Consider the following 16,794-nt stretch of genomic DNA (forward strand, 5'->3'; position numbering starts at 1 on the left):
GATAATGACGGTCATGGCAGACAGAACCGTGCGTGGCGGGCAAGAGCGGAACCGGCTCAAGACTCTCACCCAGGCAGCGCTGAATGCCGACAAGACGGTGGAGCAGGTCGAGGACGTCCTCGATGGCCTGAGCACCACCATGAAAGAGCTGAACGCGTCCCTTTCCGCCCTGAACGCCACGGTGGAACGGATGGAGAAAGGGCTGGATCACCTGGACGGCACGCTGTCGCGGCTGGACGACCTGGCGCGGCGACTGATCGTCCTGGTCGAGCCGGTGGAGGCGATCGTCGGGCGGATCGACGGCATGGTGAAGGTGGGCGAGACGATGATGACCCCGCTGTCGATGACCGAGAACGCCGTGCGCGGTGCGCTCGACCGGCTGCGCAACCGCTGACTGGCGCGGGGGCTACATCTTGGTTGACCGGGCCATCACGAAGCTGTAGAGCCCGTAGGTGATGATCCCGGCGCCGGCGGCGATCAACAGCGCTGCCCCGTAGTGCTGGGATCCGAGCGTCTTGAGCGCGCCGTCCAGTCCGGTCGCCTTCTTGGGTTCGGAGCGGCACGCGGCGACGATCACCAACGCGCCCGTCAGGGTGATCACCGCCCCTTTGCCGACGTACCCGGCCACGCCCAGCCGCCGCACCAGGTCACCGGACTTGCCCTGCAGGTCGTCGACGAAGTTGCGGCTGGCGCCCTTGTAGATGTGGTAGATCCCTACCCCGACGATGACCACGCCCGAGGCGACCAGGACGATGGTCCCGCCCGTCGATCCCATCAGCCGCGCGCTGATGCTCGAATTCTGTTGATCCGCGGGCCTTCCGGCGCCCCGGGCGAATCCGAACGCGGAGTACGCGAAGGCCAGGTACACCGCGGCGAGCCCGAGGGCCTTCGCCCGCGAGGAGACGTCCGACGGACGCTGTGACTCACGGTCGCTCGATCGGCCGAGCGCGGTCTCGACAAGCCGCCAGAGGCCCATCGCCAGGAGCGCGGCCGTGGCGATCCACAGCGCGAGCGGGCCGCCCGGTTTGGCCGCCAGCGTCGCCAGGGCGCCGGTTTGGTCAGCGGTGCCGCCGTCGCCGCACGCGACACGGATGGCGAGGTAGCCGACGATCAGGTGCAGGATCCCGTTCACGACGTAACCGACGCGCGCCAGGCGCTCGAAGACGCTGTTCTGGGCCCACTCGGCCGCGGCGACGGGGGAAGCGCTGTCGGACATGCCTCATGGATGCCCGTCACCCGCTGTTACGTAACGCGCTCGCCAATCCGTTCATCGTGAGCAGGATGCCGCGCTGCACCAGCTCGTCGTCGTCGCCGGAACGGTATCGGCGCAGCAATTCCACCTGCAAATGGTTCAGCGGCTCCAGATAGGGGAAGCGGTTGAACACCGACCGTGCCAGTGCGGGGTTATCGGCGAGCAAGTCCTCGTGACCGGTGATGAGCTTGTGCATCGCGATCGTCCGCCGGTGCTCGTCGACGATCTTGCCGAACACCCGATCGCGCAGTTCCTCGTCGGCCACCAGCTCCGCGTAGCGCGCCGCCAGGCCCAGGTCGCTCTTGGCCAGCACCTGCGCCATGTTGGACAGCACGCTGCGGAAGAACGGCCACCGTTGGTACAGCTCGTGCAGGATCCCCACCCGTTCGTCTTCGCTTTCGGGCCCCGCCGCGATCCACTGCTCGAACGCCGAACCGGTGCCGTACCAGCCGGGAAGCATGACCCGGGACTGGCTCCACGCCAGCACCCAGGGGATGGCGCGCAGGTCAGAGATCGACGAGGTGGGTTTGCGCGACGTCGGGCGGCTGCCGATGTTCAGCGAGCCGATCTCGCTGACGGGCGTGGAGGCGGTGAAGTAGTCGACGAAACCCGGTGTCTCGTGCACCAATTCGGCGTACGCGCGCTGCGCCAGGGTGGCCACCTCCTCGAGCACGGCGTAGGCCGGCTCCGCGGCGTCGCCCAGGCCCTCGACGTCGAGCAGGGTCGACTCCAGCGTGGCGGCCACCAGGCTTTCCAGGTTGCGCCGCGCCGACTGCGGTTCGGCGTACTTGGCGGCGATCACCTCGCCCTGCTCGGTGAGGCGCAGCGAGCCGTTCACCGCGCCCGGCGGCTGCGCCAGGATGGCCTGATAGCTCGGCCCACCGCCGCGGCCGACGGTACCGCCGCGACCGTGGAAGAGCCGCAACCGAATCCGGTTCTTGCGGGCCACCTCGACCAGGGCCAGCTCGGCGCGGTAGACGGCCCAGCTCGACGCCAGGTAACCGCCGTCCTTGTTCGAGTCGGAATAGCCGAGCATCACCTCCTGGCACCCGCCCTGCGCGTCGACGACCGCACGGTACAGGGGAAGCTCCAGCATCGCGTCCACGATGGCCGCGCCGTTGTGCAGATCGTCGATCGTCTCGAACAGCGGCGAAATCGCCACCGGGCAGTACGGTTCGGGCCCGGAGGCGTCCAGCAGCCGGCACTCCTTCAACAGGATCGCCACCTCGAGGACGTCGGAGACCGAGCGGCACATGGAGATGACGTAGTTCGGGACGGCGGCCGGGCCGTAGCGCCCGATGGCGTACGCCGCGGCGGTGACGACCTCGAGCTCCTTGCGGGCCAGCTCCGAAAGTTGTCCGCGATCACCGACGAGTGGACGGCGGGTGCCGAGTTCGCCGGCCAGCAGCGCGACCCGGTCCTCCTCGGGCAGGGAGGCGTAGTCCGGGTGCACCCCGGCCCAGGCCAGCAGCTCCCCCACCACCTCCTCGTGGACGTCAGAGTTCTGCCGCATGTCCAGACCGGAGAGGTGAAATCCGAAGACGCTCACGCCTTCTCGCAGCAGAGCCAGGCGGTCGTCGGCCAGCAGCGCGCTGCCGTGGGCGCGCAGGGACTCGTCGATGGTGTCGAGGTCTTGTTGCAGTTCTGCCGGGGTGGCATATGGCGGCAGGCCGAGGTCCAGCTCGTGCTGTGGCCGGCGGTCCAGGATCTCGGCGCCGGTCGCGGTGAGCCGGGAGCGGATCACCCGGACCGCCCGCCGGTAGGGCTCGTCGGCGCGGGCCTGTTCGCCGCAGCCCTCGGCCAGTTCGGCCAGCCCGGGTGTGACCGGGACGAGCCGCGCCGACATCGACAGGTCTTGTTCCAGGGCGGTGAGCTCGGCCAGATAGTGCGACAGCGCGGTGAACGCGGCGCTGCCGGTGGCCTGGCGCACCACCTCGCCCGTCACGTTCGGGTTGCCGTCGCGGTCGCCGCCGATCCAGGAACCGGGCGCCACGATCGGCGCGGCGAGCAGATCAGCGTCGGGCCAGCGCGCCCGCAACGCGTCCCTTACCTCGGCGTTGACCTGCGGGATGACCTGGAAGAACGCGGCCGCGTAATAGCGCAGTCCCACCTCGATCTCGTCGGTGATCTGCAGCCGGGACAACCGGAGCAGCGCGGTCTGCCACAGGGTGAGGACCTGACGGCGCAACTCGCGCTCGATGTTGCGCCCGTCGTCGGTCTCGGTGTGGCCCTCGGCGTGCAGCCGCATCAGCTGGGTGATCCGGTGCTGGGTGACGAAGACGGTGCGCCGCCGGGTCTCGGTGGGGTGGGCGGTGATCACCGGGGAGATCAGGGCGCCGCGCAGCGCGGTCGCCACCGTGGCCGAATCTAGTTCGGCGCCATCGAGTTTGGCGTAGGTTGCGGCCAGGCTGCTGTCCTGCGGCGGCTCACCCGCGGCGACGTGGATGGCGCGGCGGCGTTCGCGGTGGATGTCTTCGGCGACGTTGGCCAGCAGCGCGAAGTGGCTGAACGCCCGGATGACCGGGATCGCTCGGTGAATGTCGATGCCATCGAACATCCGCGCCAGGTCGGCCCGATCGATCTCGGAGCGGCGCACCCGGAACGATTCCACCCGGGCGCGTTCCACGAGGTCGAAGACCTCGTCCCCGTTCTGCTCGCGCACGGTGTCGCCGAGAATGGCGCCCAGCAGCCTGATGTCGGCGCGCATCGGCTCGGTCGCCTCGCGACCGACCAGCGTGCGTTGCACGGCGCCGATCGGTTCCAGCGCGATGTCGGAAACGTCAACCATGTGTCCCAGTATCGGTGCGGATCAGGTGGTCCGCCCGCCGACGGGTCACCGGTACTTGATCAGCAGCGCCACCCCGATGATGGAGACCAGCCAGATGCCGGTGATGAACAGCGTCAACCGGTCCAGGTTCTTCTCCACCACCGTCGAGCCGGAAAGGCTGGACTGCACACCGCCGCCGAACAGCGTCGACAGGCCGCCACCCTTGGCGCGGTGCAGCAGCACCAGCAACACCACCAGCACGCTGGTGACCACCAGGGTGATCTGCAGGGCCAACTCCATGACAGGCAGCTTACCGGTGGTGCGCTGCGCTCAGGGCAGGGGCCCGCCGGCCGCGATGGCCGCGAGCGTCGCGAACTGCTCACCGTCCAGGGACGCCCCGCCGACCAGGGCCCCGTCGATGTCGTCGCGGGCGATGAGGTCGCCGATGTTCTTGGCGTTCACCGAGCCGCCGTAGAGCACTCGCACGGCGTCGGCCACCTGGGGCGACGTCAGCGAGGCGAGTTCCGCGCGGATCGCGGCGCACACCTCCTGGGCGTCGGCGGCGCTGGCCACCCGGCCGGTGCCGATGGCCCAGACGGGCTCGTAGGCCACGACGACGGTCGCGATCTGTTCGGCCGACAGGCCGGCCAGCGAGCCGCGCAGCTGCTCCATGTTGTGCTCGACGTGGTTACCGGCCTCGCGGACCTCGAGGTGCTCGCCGATGCACACGATCGGGGTGAGCTCGTGCTTGAGCGCGGCGGCGGCCTTGGCGGCCACCAGCGCGTCGTCCTCATCGTGGTAGGTGCGGCGCTCGGAGTGACCGACCACGACGAAGCTGCAGCCCAGCTTGGCCAAAAACGCGCCGCTGATGTCGCCGGTGTAGGCGCCCGAGTCGTGCTGGGACAGGTCCTGTCCGCCGTACGTCAGCCGCAGCTTGTCGCCGTCGACCAGCGTCTGCACGCTGCGCAGGTCGGTGAACGGCGGCAGGACGGTGACGTCGACCTTGTCGTAGTACTTGTCCGGCAGCGCGAACGCGATCTTCTGCACCAGCGCGATCGCCTCGAAGTGATTGAGGTTCATCTTCCAGTTGCCGGCGATCAGCGGCTTGCGGCTCACGCGTCCCCTCCACCCGGCTGCGGCTGCCCGAGCACCTCGATGCCCGGCAGCGTCTTGCCCTCAAGGTATTCCAGCGACGCGCCGCCGCCGGTGGAAATGTGCGAGAAGTCGCCCTCCGGGATGCCCAGGGCGCGCACCGCGGCCGCGGAGTCGCCGCCGCCGACCACGCTGAACGCGCCCTTGCCGGTCGCCGCGGCGATGGCCTCGGCGACGCCGCGGGTGCCCGCGGCGAACGCGGGGAATTCGAACACGCCCATGGGGCCGTTCCAGAAGATGGTCTCGGCGTTGGACAACAGGGCCGCAAAGCGTTTGACCGAGCCGGGTCCGATGTCCAACCCGATCAAGTCGTCTCCGATGGCGTTGGCGGCCACCGTCTGCGGCGGCGCGTCGGCGGCGAACTTCTCCGCCACCACGATGTCCACCGGGAGCCGCAGCACGTCGACGTAGGTGTCCAGCAGTCGACGGCAGGTGTCGACCATCTCTTCTTCCAGCAGCGACTTCCCCACCGAAAAACCTTGCGCGGCAAGGAAGGTGAAGCACATCCCGCCGCCGATCACGATGCTGTCGGCCTTGGTGGCCAGCGACTCGATGACGCCGAGCTTGTCGGACACCTTCGATCCGCCGAGCACCACCGCGTACGGGCGGGTGGTCGAGCTGGTCAACTGCTCCAGCACCCGGATCTCGTCGGCCACCAGCGTGCCGGCGTAGTGCGGCAGCAGCGTGGCCACGTCGTACACCGACGCCTGCTTGCGGTGCACCACCCCGAACCCGTCGGAGACGAAAGCCCCTCCGGGCGAAACCAATTCGGCGAGCTCGCGGGCGAGGGCCAGCCGCTCGCCGTCGTCCTTGCTGGTTTCGCGCGGATCGAAGCGGATGTTCTCCAGCAGCAGGACGTCGCCGTCGGTGAGTCCCTCGGCGCGGGCCAGGGCGTCGCCGCCCACGACTCGGGAACGATCGGAGCCGGCCAGCTGGACGTGCCGGCCGAGCTGCTCACCGAGCGCGGCGGCGACCGGGGCCAGCGACAGCTTCGGGTCGGGCCCGCCCTTCGGCCGGCCGAGGTGCGCGGTGACCACCACCTTGGCGCCGGCGTCGACCAGCGCCCGCAATGTCGGCACCGACGCGGTGATCCGGCCCGGGTCGGTGATGGCGCCGTCGTCGAGCGGAACGTTCAGGTCGGAGCGCACCAACACGCCCCGACCCGAAACCCCTTCGGCCAGAAGGTCTTTCAGATTTGGAATCGTCACGATTGGCTGAACTTACAGCGTCTTGCCGACCAGCGCGACCAGGTCGATGAGGCGGTTGGAGTAGCCCCACTCGTTGTCGTACCAGGACACCACCTTGGCCTGGTTGTCGATCACCTTGGTCAGCCCGGAGTCGAAGATCGAGCTGTGCGGGTCGGTGACGATGTCACTGGACACGATCGGCGCGTCGTAGTACTTCAGGATGCCCTTGAGCCGGCCCTCGGCGGCGGCCTTGAACGCCGCGTTGATGTCTTCGGCGCTCGCGGCCTTGGTCAGCTCGGCGGTCAGGTCGGTCACCGAGCCGGTGGGGATCGGCACCCGCAACGCGTACCCGTCGAGCTTGCCCTTCAGTTCCGGGAGCACCAGGCCGATTGCCTTGGCGGCGCCGGTCGAGGTCGGCACGATGTTCAGCGCCGCCGCCCGCGCGCGGCGCAGGTCCTTGTGCGGGCCGTCCTGCAGGTTCTGGTCCTGGGTGTAGGCGTGCACGGTGGTCATCAGGCCCTTGACGATGCCGAACTCGTCGTTGAGGACCTTGGCCAGCGGCCCCAGGCAGTTCGTGGTGCACGAGGCGTTGGAGATGATGTTCTGGCTGCCGTCGTACTTGTCGTCGTTGACGCCCAGCACGATGGTGATGTCCTCGTCGGTGGCGGGGGCCGAGATGATCACCTTCTTGGCACCGGCGTCCAGGTGACCCTTGGCCTTGGCCGCGTTGGTGAACAGCCCGGTGGACTCCACGACCACGTCGACGCCCAGGTCGCCCCACGGCAACGCCGCCGGGCCCTCTCTGACCTCGAGCGCCTTGATCTTGTGCGGACCCACCACGATGGTGTCCTGGCCTTCCAGGCTGACGTCATAGGGCAGCCGGCCCAGGATCGAGTCGAATTTGAGCAGATGCGCCAGCGTGTGGTTGTCGGTGATGTCGTTGACCGCGATCACTTCGATGTCGGCCCCGGAACTGGCAGGGCCCTGCTCCTGTTGGGCCAGAAGCGCCCGGTAGAAGTTGCGTCCGATTCGACCGAAGCCGTTGATGCCTACTCGGACCGTCACTTGATGTCTCCCTGTCTGCTGATGTCGTTCGTGAGTCCGCTGATTACGCGCTCGTGGTCAGCCTAGATCAGCAGGATGCGCGGTTGCCGCCCCGGTTCCCGCGACCAATGTGAGTCAGCCGCGGCGCGGCTTCTTCAGCCACTTCAGCGCCGACTCGGCGGCGTGGTAACCGCACTGACCGTGGATGCCGGCCCCCGGCGGTGTGGACTGCGAACACAGGTAGACGCCCGGCACGCCCAGCGGGTAGGGATCGACGGCGATGCGGGGGCGGAAGATGACCTGCAGGCCGTCGTTGGCGCCGCCGATGATGTCGCCGCCGATGAAGTTGGCGTTGTAGGCCTGCAAATCGGCGGTGCCCTTGGTGACGGTCGCCAGGACGCGCTCGGAGAAGCCCGGCGCGAACCGCTCGATCTGGGCGACGACGGCCGCCGTGGCGTCGCCGTCGTAGCCGAACGGCACGTGCGCGTACGCCCAGATCGGGTTGACGTTGCCCGCCGAACGGGACGGGTCGGCCAGGTACTGCTGGCCGACGAGCACGAAGGGCCGGTCGACCGTCTTGCCTTGCGCGCGTTGGCGTTCGGTGTCCGCCACCTCGGCGAACGTGCCGCCCAGGTGCACGGTGCCGGCCCGCGCGCAGGCGGGGTTGGTCCAGGGGATGTCGCCCTCGATGGCGAAGTCGACCTTGAACGCCGACGAGCCCTCCCGATAGCGCCGATACGACCGCCTGATGCGGGCCGGCATCGCGTCGCCGTAGAGGGCGAGCGCCGCGGCGGGGCTGAGGTCGAGCATGACTATGTCGGCGTCCGGGATGTCCTTGCGGCGGGTGACCCGCACCCCGGTGGCTACCGAGCCGCCGTGCTCGACGAGCGCGGCGGCGAGCGCCCGGCTGATCGACCCGGATCCCCCTTCCGCAACGGGCCAGCCGTACCGGTGCCCGCTGGCCAGGATCATCAGCCCCAGGGACGCGGTGAGCGGGCGGTCCAGCCGGGTGTAGATGTGCGCGGCGGAGCCGCCGAACAACGCGCGGGCCTGCTCGGTGCGAAACCAGCGGGCCATCGTGGTGGCCGGCAGCAGCGCCCGCGGACCGAAGCCGGCCAGGCGGATCGGGTGCCGCGGGACGCCCAGCACCGGGCCGAGCAGATCCTCGGCCAGTTCGTCGAATCCCGCCGCGAGGTCCCCGATCGCCCGCCGCCATCTGCCGCCGTCGGGCCCCAGGGCGGCCACCGTGTCATCGATCGACTGGTAGAGCACGCCGGCGGTGCCGTCGTCGAGCGGGTGCGCGCAGTCGACCTCCGGCCACTTCCACCGCAGCCCATGGCGCTGCAGGTCGATCTGCTTCCACAGCGGCGACCCGACGCCCAGCGGGTGAAACGCCGAGCAGTGGTCGTGGATGACCCCGGGCATGGTGAGTTCGCCCGAGCGGGCTCCCCCGCCTACGGTGTCGCTCGCCTCGAGCACCTGCACGTCGACGCCGTTGCGCGCCAGGTGGATCGCGGCGGCCAGGCCGTTGGGGCCGGCGCCGACCACCACGGCCCGGGTCATCGGGCGCTGCGCCGCGTGGTCCGCGGTGATCGCGAGCGCGGCGAAGCCGGGCGCGGCGGGTCGCCGCCATCGAGGACATGGACCGGGTACTCGTCGCCGGGCTCGGGCCACGGCTGACGCGCCAGCATGCTTTCCACGTCGACGTAACCCTCTTCGATCAAGCCGGTCTTGGCGTCGACGATGCGGTACTCCTGGCGCTGGACGTGGATCGGCTGGCTTTCCAGAATGATCACCCGGACGTCGCCCTCGTCGAACTGGCAGCGCCGCTGCACCGCCGCGAGCAACTGCTCGTTGTGCAGGTGGCCTTCGCCGAAGTTCCACCCGATCAGCGGTCCGGCGATGATCTCACCGTCGCGCAGCTTGTAGTCCGCCTCGTCGCGCCCGTCCAGCGCGCGGGCCACCAGCCCGTTGAGCGTGCGCCCGTGCGTGTGCATGGACCGCCAGCCCATCAGCTTGTCGATCATCATCTCGGCGGTGTTCGGGTCATAAAGGCGGGCAAGCTGTTTGGGGACGAGCGCGGAGGCCTTGGTGATGTTCGCGTCGATCTTGTCCTCCGCGCCGTCCCGCAGGCACCACAAGCTGGTGGCCCAGTTGCCGGCGTAGTAGCGCATCGCGGGCAGAAACGAAACCTGCTTGGGGAACAGGTTTCCCACGATCGGCACCACCGCGAGCGCGGCGATCAGGATGACCAGCAGCAGCGGCGAGCTCAGCCCCGTGGCGGTGACGCCGGCGTAGTGCCCGAACAAGTAGAACAGCGAGAACAGGAAAAACACGTTCCACTCCAACGGAACCCCCATCGGAATGGTGGAGGTGATGTTGAGGTGGAAGAGAACCATGAACCCGATGAGGAACCATGCCCACTTGTGCCCGTCGGCGAAGAAGACCAGGACGAGCGGCACCAGGAATTCCGCGGTCGTCCCGCCGACATGGGCCATCACCTTCGGGATCCACGACGGGCGTAGGTCGTTGACCGGGTCAAGGTAGAGCCTGCGCTTGAACCAGTTGAATGCCCGGCTGCGCAGCACCGGGCTGTTGCTCATCATGACCGCCACGACGTAGGGGAAATGGTGGTTGAGTTTCGACGTCGCGGCCCCCCACCACAGCGCCAGCATGATGATCTTGAAGGCGGCGATCTGGTCGGTGAAGGGAAAGAAGAAGACCAGCAGGGTCAGTCCGTAGTGTTCGCCGCGGGCGGCGAGGAAGACGGTCTTGTCGCGCAGCCCGAGCAGGGCCAGCGCGGCGATGGTCGGCACCACCAGCACGGGATCGATGAGGCCGACGTCGCCGCCGGCGGTCACCGGCCCGCCCCGCCCGGGCGAGAGCAACGCCCAGGCGCCCGAGACCAGCACCACCAGGTAGAGCACCACGTCGACGACGGTGCGGTTGTCGCCACCGGTGAGCGGAACCTTGTCGGGCCATGGCGGCAGCCGAATCGTGTTGGGCCGCAACCAGTACAGGAAACCCCCGAACAACGGCCAGAACCGTGCGGTCAGCGGCCCGGATCCGCAGCCCAGGCCCAGGATCTCGAACAGGAGCGTGAAGATGACCACCTTCTGATACACGATCGGCTGCGTCCACCAGTCGCCGATGCGCCCGAGGCCGCCCAGGCCCGGCGTCAGGGAGATAATCGCGGCGGCGCCGGCGACGTACACCGCGATCTTGACGATGTAGAACAGGTAGACCGCGTATGGGGAACCGAAGCCGTGTTCGACCCAGTGCCGCGTCATGATCTGCCGCCTGGTCGATCGCGGCAAACCGGGCCAACTCTGCGGGTCGACGTCGGGAATGTCCGGGGTCATGAATCCCATGGGCGGCCTCGTTCGGTGTCGGAAGAACCCAGTTGGCCCGTCAAATGTATCGGGACGGCGATGCGGGCGTGGCCGATTCGGGTCGCTGCACCCTTCGGCGGTCTGCGCGGGAGACGAAAACCGCTGCGCCCCCGGTGGATTGATTCCGGCCGGGTCAGCGGATCGCGGCGCGCGGCCGCGCAGGCGGGGCCGGCGGCTGGCCCGGGGAGCTGCGGGCGAAGCGGCGGCGCAGCTTCTCGAGCATGCCGTCTACGCTGTCGCGGTCCTGTTCCTCGGTCCGCTCCATGCGCCGGAGGTTGCCGACGGCATCGACGTCGCCGTTGGCCTGTGCGGTGGCGATCGCCTTCTGATAGTCGTCGATCCGCTGGTCTATGAGCCTGCGGTTCTGCAAGAGCAGCCGGACGAAATAGTCGGCCTGCCGACGATCCGCCACGTCCGCGACGGCCGGGTCCACGTCACCGGCTCGCCGGTCGGCGGACGGCGCGGGGGCCGGGTTGGGGCGGGCCGAATCGGGGCGGGCCACGCCGGCGTGTGGTCCGTGAGCACGCCGGTCACGCAGGCCGACACCGCGACGGGAGCCGCGTTCGTGGGACAAACCCGCAACGTCCATCCGATCCCCGCTTCTCGAGATTTCACTTAGGGCGTCGTAACGATAGCGCCCGCGCCCGGCCGGCACCATAGCCGCGGACCGGCGAAGAGATAAGCACCATGACGGCGGTTGTACCCCGGTCGCTACCATCGAGAAACGCGACGCGGCACCCACACCTCGGGCGGCCTCGCGGGAGCGTCAAGGGAGGAACGTGACCGATAAGGATCGCCCCGATGCCGGTGACATCGGCAAATTCGACCCCGTCTTGACCCAGCGCATGGTGGGCGTGATGCGCCCGTTCCTCAAGGCGTATTTCCGGTCGGAAGTGCACGGCCTGAGTTCGTTTCCGCCCGGCGGGGCGCTGGTCGTGGGCAACCACTCCGGCGGCATGTTCCCGATGGACGTCCCCATCTTCAGCGTCCACTTCTACGAGAAGTTCGGCTACGACCGGCCGGTCTACACCCTGAGCCACGACATCCTGATGACCGGCCCCACCGGGGAGTTCTTCCGGCGCACCGGATACATCCGCGCCAACCGGGAGAACGCGGCGCAGGCCCTGCGGTCCGGCGGGGTCGTGATCGTCTTCCCCGGCGGCGACTACGACGCCTACCGCCCCACGCTCTCGGAGAACGTCATCGATTTCAACGGCCGGAAGGGATACGTCCGGACCGCCATCGAGGCCGGCGTCCCCATCGTGCCCGCCGTCTCGATCGGCGGGCAGGAGACGCAGCTCTACCTGTCGCGTGGCACCTGGCTGGCCGAGCGGCTGGGGGTGAAGCGCTTGCTGCGCAGCGCCATCCTGCCGTTGTCGTTCGGCTTCCCCTTCGGCTTCAGTGCGGTGATCCCGCCCAATCTGCCGCTGCCCACCAAGATCGTCACGCAGGTGCTCGAGCCGATCGACATCGCCGCCGAATTCGGTGACGACCCGGACGTCGACGAGGTGGACGAGCACGTGCGGTCGGTGATGCAGCAGGGCCTCAACGACCTGGCCGCCAAGCGACGCTTCCCGATCCTGGGCTGAGCCGTGGCTTCTCTGCTTGGTCCGGTCAACGACGCCCTCGGCGTCATCACCACCCTGAGGCGTGCAGGGATGATCGCGCCGATGCGGCCCGACCGCTACCTGAAGATGGCCGCGGCCATGCGCCGCGCGGGCATGGGGATGACCGTGGGCTTCGCCACCGCGGCGCAGCGCTGCCCGGACCGGCCGGGCCTGGTCGACGAACTCGGCACCCTGACCTGGCGCCAGCTCGACGAGCGGATCAACGCGCTCGCCGCGGCGCTGCAGGGATTGCCGTCGGGAACCCCCAGGGTCGTCGGGATCATGTGCCGCAACCACCGCGGCTTCGTCGAGGCGGTGGTGGCCACCAACCGGATCGGCTCGGACGTCGTGTTGCTCAACACGTCCTTCGCCGGGCCCGCGCTGGCCGAGGTGGTCAACCGCGAAGGCGTCGACGCCGTCATCTACGACGAGGAGTTCACCGAGACGGTGGATCGCGCACTGGCCGACAAACCGGACGCCACCCGCATCGTGGCCTGGACCGACGGCCCGCACGAGCTGACCGTCGAAGGGCTCATCACCGATCACGCCGGCCAACAGCCCGAGCGCGCCGGCCGCAAGGGCAGGATGATCCTGCTGACCTCCGGCACGACCGGAACACCCAAGGGGGCCAACCAAACCGGCGGCAACGCCGGCATCGGCACGCTCAAGGCCATCCTGGACCGCACGCCGTGGCGGGCCGAGGAGACGGTGGTGATCGTGGCGCCGATGTTCCACGCCTGGGGCTTCTCGCAGTTGGTCTTCGCGGCGTCGATGGCGTGCACGGTGGTCACCCGGCGCAAATTCGACCCGGAGGCGACGCTGGACCTCATCGACCGGCACCAGGCGACGGGCCTGGCGGTGGTGCCGGTGATGTTCGACCGCATCATGGAACTGCCGCCCGAGGTGCGAAAGCGGTACAGCTGCAAGTCATTGCGCTTCGCGGCGGCATCCGGGTCGCGCATGCGGCCCGATGTCGTCACCGCATTCATGGACGAGTTCGGCGACGTGATCTACAACAACTACAACGCCACCGAGGCCGGCATGATCGCGACCGCCACCCCGGAAGACCTGCGCGCGGCCCCCGACACCGCCGGCCGGCCCGCGGGCGGAACCGAAATCCGGATCCTGGACAGCGAATTCAACGAGCTGCCCACCGGCGAGGTCGGCACCATCTACGTGCGCAACGACACCCAGTTCGAGGGCTACACGGAGGGCTCCTCCGGCAAAGGGAAAAGCTTTCACGCCGGGTTCATGTCGTCGGGCGACGTCGGCTACCTGGACGGGGCCGGCCGGTTGTTCGTGGTGGGCCGCGACGACGAGATGATCGTCTCCGGCGGCGAGAACGTCTACCCGATCGAGGTGGAGAAGACGCTGGCGGCGCACCCCGACGTGGCCGAGGCCGCGGTCATCGGCGTCGACGACGAGCAGTACGGGCAGCGGCTGGCCGCGTTCGTGGTCTTGACCCCGGGCGCCGGGGCCACGCCCGAGACCCTCAAACAACACGTCCGGGAAAGCCTGGCCAATTACAAGGTGCCCCGCGAGATCGCCGTGCTCGACGAGCTCCCCCGCGGCAGCACCGGCAAGATCCAGCGCAACGAACTGCAATCGCGGGTCAACGGCTGATGCGCCGGTTGTCGCGCCGCCTGGTGCGTCCCCGCCCGCTGGCGCGCGCCGCGCTCGAACTGGCCAACGCCGCCAACGGATTACGGCCGCTGGCCCGCAAGGGCTACAGCACCGTGCTGGTCTTCTGGTTCGGCTGGCCGACGTCGGAGGTGCCGGGGATCTACTTCTCCGTCTCGCTGCTGGACGCGCTGCGGCGCGCGCGGCGGGGCCACTTCGCGGGACGGCGGGGCAAGGCTGCGCTGGCCATGACGGCCGCGTCGTGGGTGATCCTGGGGGTGATCCGCTACCGCGGCGTCACCACCCCGGGTCCGGTGCTGGAGGCGGGCCTGCGCGAGCAGCTCGGACACGACTACGCCGAGGCGGTGAGCAAACTGCCCCACGCCAAGCCGACCCGCAGCGGGCGGCGCAGCCTGCCGCTGGGCAACACCGTGGCGCGCCGGCGCTACGTCGAGAAGACCAACGTGGTGTCCTACGGCCCGAACGGCCGCGCCAACCTGGCCGACATCTGGCGCCGCCGCGACCTGCCGCGCGATGCCAAGGCGCCGGTGCTGCTGCAAGTGCCCGGGGGCGCCTGGATGATCGGGATGCGCCGGCCGCAGGCCTACCCGCTGATGAGTCACCTGGCCGCCCGCGGCTGGGTGTGCGTGTCGATCGGTTACCGCGTTTCGCCCCGCCACACCTGGCCCGACCACATCGTCGACGTCAAACGGGCGCTGGCGTGGGTCAAGGAGAACATCGCCGACTACGGCGGCGACCCGGACTTCGTCGCGGTCACCGGGGGTTCCGCGGGTGGGCACCTGTGCGCGCTGGCGGCGCTGACCCCCAACGACCCGTCATTCCAGCCGGGGTTCGAAGACGCCGACACGTCGGTGGCGGCCGCGGTCCCGATCTACGGCCGCTACGACTGGTTCTCCACCGAGGGCGAGGGCCGCCCCGAGTTCGTCTCGCTGCTCGAAAAGTTCGTGGTGAAGCGGGGGTTCAAGTCGCACCGCGACGTCTACGTCGACGCCTCGCCGATCCGCCGGCTGCGGGCCGACGCGCCGCCGTTCTTCGTCCTGCACGGCCGCGACGACTCCCTCATCCCCGTCGGCGAAGCCCAGGAATTCATCGAGGAGCTGCGCGCGGTGTCCAAGTCGCCGGTCGCCTACGCCGAATTGCCCAGCGCGCAACACGCTTTCGATATTTTCAGCTCACCCCGGGCGCATCGCGCCGCGGAGGCCGTCGCGCAGTTCCTGTCCTGGGTGTACGCAACCAACCCGCCCGACCGCGACTAGCCGGACCGCTCGTTCGTTCACGCGAATCCCTTGTGTCACTTTGGCTTCTGTGGTCACATTGTGGCCGTTTTTGTCGGTGGGGGTTTCTAGGGTTTGGGGTATGGGTGCGAGCAGTCGTGAGGAGATCGTCGAGGTGTTCGACGCGCTCGATCATGACGCGGATCGCCTGTGCGGGTTGTCTTTTGACGTGTTGACCACCTCGGAGCGGTTGGCTGCCCTGGAGCGGGTGGAGCGCGTGGCCCGCCGGCTGCGCGCACCCCAGCATGCGTTGATCAACCAGCTCGACGCCCAGGCCAGCCCCGAGGAGCTGGGCGGCTCGCTGCGTGCGGGGCTGGCCGACCGGTTGCGCATCACGAAAGCCGAGGCCGCCCGGCGCATCGCCGAGGCCCACGACCTGGGCGAGCGCCGGGCGCTGACCGGTGAGCCGTTGGCGCCGCGGTTGAGCGCGACCGCGACCGGACAGCGCGCCGGGCTCATCGGCGACGGCCACGTCAAAGTGATCCGCAGCTTTTTCGCCCAGCTGCCCGCCGAGATCGACGCGTTCACCCGCCAGGCCGCCGAGGCCGACCTGGCCGACAAGGCCACCGGGTATCGGCCCGAGGAGTTGGCCAAATACGCCCAGCGGGTGATGGATTGGCTGCACCCCGACGGGGATTTCAGCGACGCCGAGCGGGCCCGCAGACGCGGGATCATCCTGGGCGCCCAGGAAGGCGATGGCATGTCACGCCTGAGCGGGCTGGTGACCCCGGAGCTGCGGGCCGCGATCGAGGCCATGCTGGCCAAGCTGGCCGGACCGGGGGTGTGCAACCCCGACGACGAGACCCCGGTGCTCGACCAGACACCCGATGAGGACGGGGTGCGTCGCGACACCCGCTCCCAGGCTCAGCGCAACCATGACGCCTTCCTGGCCGGACTGCGCGGACTGCTCGCTTCCGGGGACCTGGGTCAGCACAACGGGCTGCCGGTGTCGATCGTGGTCACCACCACCTTGCAGGACCTCGAAGCCGCCGCCGGCAAGGCGCTGACCGCCGGCGGCACCCTGGTGCCCATGAGCGATGTGATCCGCTGGGCCAGCCACGCCCACCACTACCTGGCGATCTTCGACAAGAGCAGGTCACTGGCGCTGTGGCACACCAAACGCCTGGCCTCACCCGCCCAACGAATCATGCTGTACGCGAAGGACCGTGGCTGCACCAAACCCGGGTGTGACGCCCCCGCCTACCACAGCCAAGTCCACCACATCAAAGGCTGGCAGGCCACCCGCCGCACCGACATCGACGACCTCACCCTGGCCTGCGGCCCCGACAACCGGCTCGCCGAACACGGCTGGACCACCCGCACCAACGCCCGCGGCCAAACCGAATGGATCCCCCCACCCCACCTGGACCGCGGCCAACCCCGCACCAACAGCTACCACCACCCCGAACGACTCCTCCACCACGAAGACGACGACGAACCCGATTGACGCAACGCGCGCCAACTAGGGCCATAAGTCA

The 16,794-nt window shown here is 69.1% G+C and carries 14 protein-coding genes; 5 read left to right on the plus strand and 9 right to left on the minus strand.

Features of this window, described 5'->3' with window-relative positions:
- The first annotated feature begins 4 nt into the window (after positions 1 to 4).
- Positions 5 to 394, plus strand: a complete 390-nt coding sequence (locus U8D42_RS11620; RefSeq protein ID WP_085239589.1) for an ATPase — start codon at positions 5 to 7, stop codon at positions 392 to 394.
- Positions 395 to 406: 12 nt separating this feature from the next.
- On the opposite strand, the gene U8D42_RS11625 is transcribed toward U8D42_RS11620, so the two are convergent.
- From U8D42_RS11625 to U8D42_RS11665, 9 genes are all read right to left on the minus strand, one after another.
- Positions 407 to 1,216, minus strand: a complete 810-nt coding sequence (locus tag U8D42_RS11625; RefSeq protein ID WP_322861258.1) for a DUF1206 domain-containing protein — start codon at positions 1,214 to 1,216, stop codon at positions 407 to 409.
- Between the two features lie 16 nt (positions 1,217 to 1,232).
- Complete coding sequence (ppc, locus tag U8D42_RS11630; protein ID WP_322861257.1) at positions 1,233 to 4,040, minus strand: phosphoenolpyruvate carboxylase; 2,808 nt, start codon at positions 4,038 to 4,040, stop codon at positions 1,233 to 1,235.
- Positions 4,041 to 4,085: 45 nt separating this feature from the next.
- Positions 4,086 to 4,319 carry a preprotein translocase subunit SecG gene (gene secG, locus U8D42_RS11635; RefSeq protein WP_040624202.1) on the minus strand — a complete coding sequence of 78 codons (234 nt, stop codon included), beginning with the start codon at positions 4,317 to 4,319 and terminating at the stop codon, positions 4,086 to 4,088.
- A gap of 30 nt (positions 4,320 to 4,349) precedes the next feature.
- Positions 4,350 to 5,135 (minus strand): triose-phosphate isomerase, encoded by a 786-nt coding sequence (gene tpiA / locus U8D42_RS11640; protein ID WP_090423212.1) that lies wholly within the window; start codon positions 5,133 to 5,135, stop codon positions 4,350 to 4,352.
- Positions 5,132 to 6,379: a phosphoglycerate kinase gene (locus tag U8D42_RS11645; protein WP_322861256.1), complete on the minus strand. Its 1,248-nt coding sequence runs from the start codon at positions 6,377 to 6,379 to the stop codon at positions 5,132 to 5,134. The genes tpiA and U8D42_RS11645 overlap by 4 nt, the downstream gene beginning before the upstream one ends.
- 12 nt (positions 6,380 to 6,391) lie before the next feature.
- The gene (gap, locus tag U8D42_RS11650; RefSeq protein ID WP_322861255.1) at positions 6,392 to 7,423 is read right to left on the minus strand and encodes a type I glyceraldehyde-3-phosphate dehydrogenase; all 1,032 of its coding nucleotides are present in this window, start codon (positions 7,421 to 7,423) and stop codon (positions 6,392 to 6,394) included.
- Positions 7,424 to 7,537: 114 nt separating this feature from the next.
- Positions 7,538 to 8,965, minus strand: coding sequence for a phytoene desaturase family protein (locus U8D42_RS11655; RefSeq protein ID WP_322861254.1), 1,428 nt, complete (start codon positions 8,963 to 8,965; stop codon positions 7,538 to 7,540).
- Entirely contained in the window at positions 8,962 to 10,773 is a 1,812-nt protein-coding gene (locus tag U8D42_RS11660; RefSeq protein WP_322861253.1) for a DUF3556 domain-containing protein, read from the minus strand. The genes U8D42_RS11655 and U8D42_RS11660 overlap by 4 nt, the downstream gene beginning before the upstream one ends.
- 154 nt (positions 10,774 to 10,927) lie before the next feature.
- The gene (locus U8D42_RS11665; protein ID WP_322861252.1) at positions 10,928 to 11,383 is read right to left on the minus strand and encodes a hypothetical protein; all 456 of its coding nucleotides are present in this window, start codon (positions 11,381 to 11,383) and stop codon (positions 10,928 to 10,930) included.
- 256 nt (positions 11,384 to 11,639) lie between these two features.
- On the opposite strand from U8D42_RS11665, the gene U8D42_RS11670 reads away from it, so the two are divergent.
- The 4 genes from U8D42_RS11670 (at position 11,640) to U8D42_RS11685 (ending at position 16,763) form a co-directional block, all read left to right on the plus strand.
- A complete protein-coding gene (locus U8D42_RS11670; RefSeq protein ID WP_090423506.1) occupies positions 11,640 to 12,383 on the plus strand; it encodes a lysophospholipid acyltransferase family protein in 744 nt (247 codons plus the stop codon).
- A 69-nt stretch (positions 12,384 to 12,452) separates the two neighbouring features.
- On the plus strand, positions 12,453 to 14,024 hold the full coding sequence (gene fadD12 / locus U8D42_RS11675; protein ID WP_322861327.1) for an acyl-CoA ligase FadD12: 1,572 nt from the start codon (positions 12,453 to 12,455) through the stop codon (positions 14,022 to 14,024).
- A complete protein-coding gene (locus tag U8D42_RS11680) occupies positions 14,024 to 15,298 on the plus strand; it encodes an alpha/beta hydrolase (RefSeq protein WP_322861251.1) in 1,275 nt (424 codons plus the stop codon). Before fadD12 ends, U8D42_RS11680 begins: the two co-directional genes overlap by 1 nt.
- 100 nt (positions 15,299 to 15,398) lie before the next feature.
- Complete coding sequence (locus U8D42_RS11685) at positions 15,399 to 16,763, plus strand: HNH endonuclease signature motif containing protein (RefSeq protein WP_322861250.1); 1,365 nt, start codon at positions 15,399 to 15,401, stop codon at positions 16,761 to 16,763.
- Positions 16,764 to 16,794: the final 31 nt, after the last annotated feature.

The sequence above is a fragment of the Mycobacterium europaeum genome (assembly GCF_034555895.2).
Classification (GTDB): domain Bacteria; phylum Actinomycetota; class Actinomycetes; order Mycobacteriales; family Mycobacteriaceae; genus Mycobacterium; species Mycobacterium europaeum.

Excerpts from the sequence above, each read along its gene's own strand:
- U8D42_RS11655 (WP_322861254.1), bottom strand. The coding sequence starts at position 8,965 with ATGACCCGGGCCGTGGTGGTCGGCGCCGGCCCCAACGGCCTGGCCGCC.
- ppc (WP_322861257.1), bottom strand. The coding sequence starts at position 4,040 with ATGGTTGACGTTTCCGACATCGCGCTGGAACCGATCGGCGCCGTGCAA.
- U8D42_RS11665 (WP_322861252.1), bottom strand. The coding sequence starts at position 11,383 with ATGGACGTTGCGGGTTTGTCCCACGAACGCGGCTCCCGTCGCGGTGTC.
- U8D42_RS11625 (WP_322861258.1), bottom strand. The coding sequence starts at position 1,216 with ATGTCCGACAGCGCTTCCCCCGTCGCCGCGGCCGAGTGGGCCCAGAAC.
- fadD12 (WP_322861327.1), top strand. The coding sequence starts at position 12,453 with ATGATCGCGCCGATGCGGCCCGACCGCTACCTGAAGATGGCCGCGGCC.
- U8D42_RS11660 (WP_322861253.1), bottom strand. The coding sequence starts at position 10,773 with ATGGGATTCATGACCCCGGACATTCCCGACGTCGACCCGCAGAGTTGG.
- U8D42_RS11620 (WP_085239589.1), top strand. The coding sequence starts at position 5 with ATGACGGTCATGGCAGACAGAACCGTGCGTGGCGGGCAAGAGCGGAAC.
- U8D42_RS11670 (WP_090423506.1), top strand. The coding sequence starts at position 11,640 with ATGGTGGGCGTGATGCGCCCGTTCCTCAAGGCGTATTTCCGGTCGGAA.
- secG (WP_040624202.1), bottom strand. The coding sequence starts at position 4,319 with ATGGAGTTGGCCCTGCAGATCACCCTGGTGGTCACCAGCGTGCTGGTG.
- U8D42_RS11685 (WP_322861250.1), top strand. The coding sequence starts at position 15,399 with ATGGGTGCGAGCAGTCGTGAGGAGATCGTCGAGGTGTTCGACGCGCTC.
- U8D42_RS11680 (WP_322861251.1), top strand. The coding sequence starts at position 14,024 with ATGCGCCGGTTGTCGCGCCGCCTGGTGCGTCCCCGCCCGCTGGCGCGC.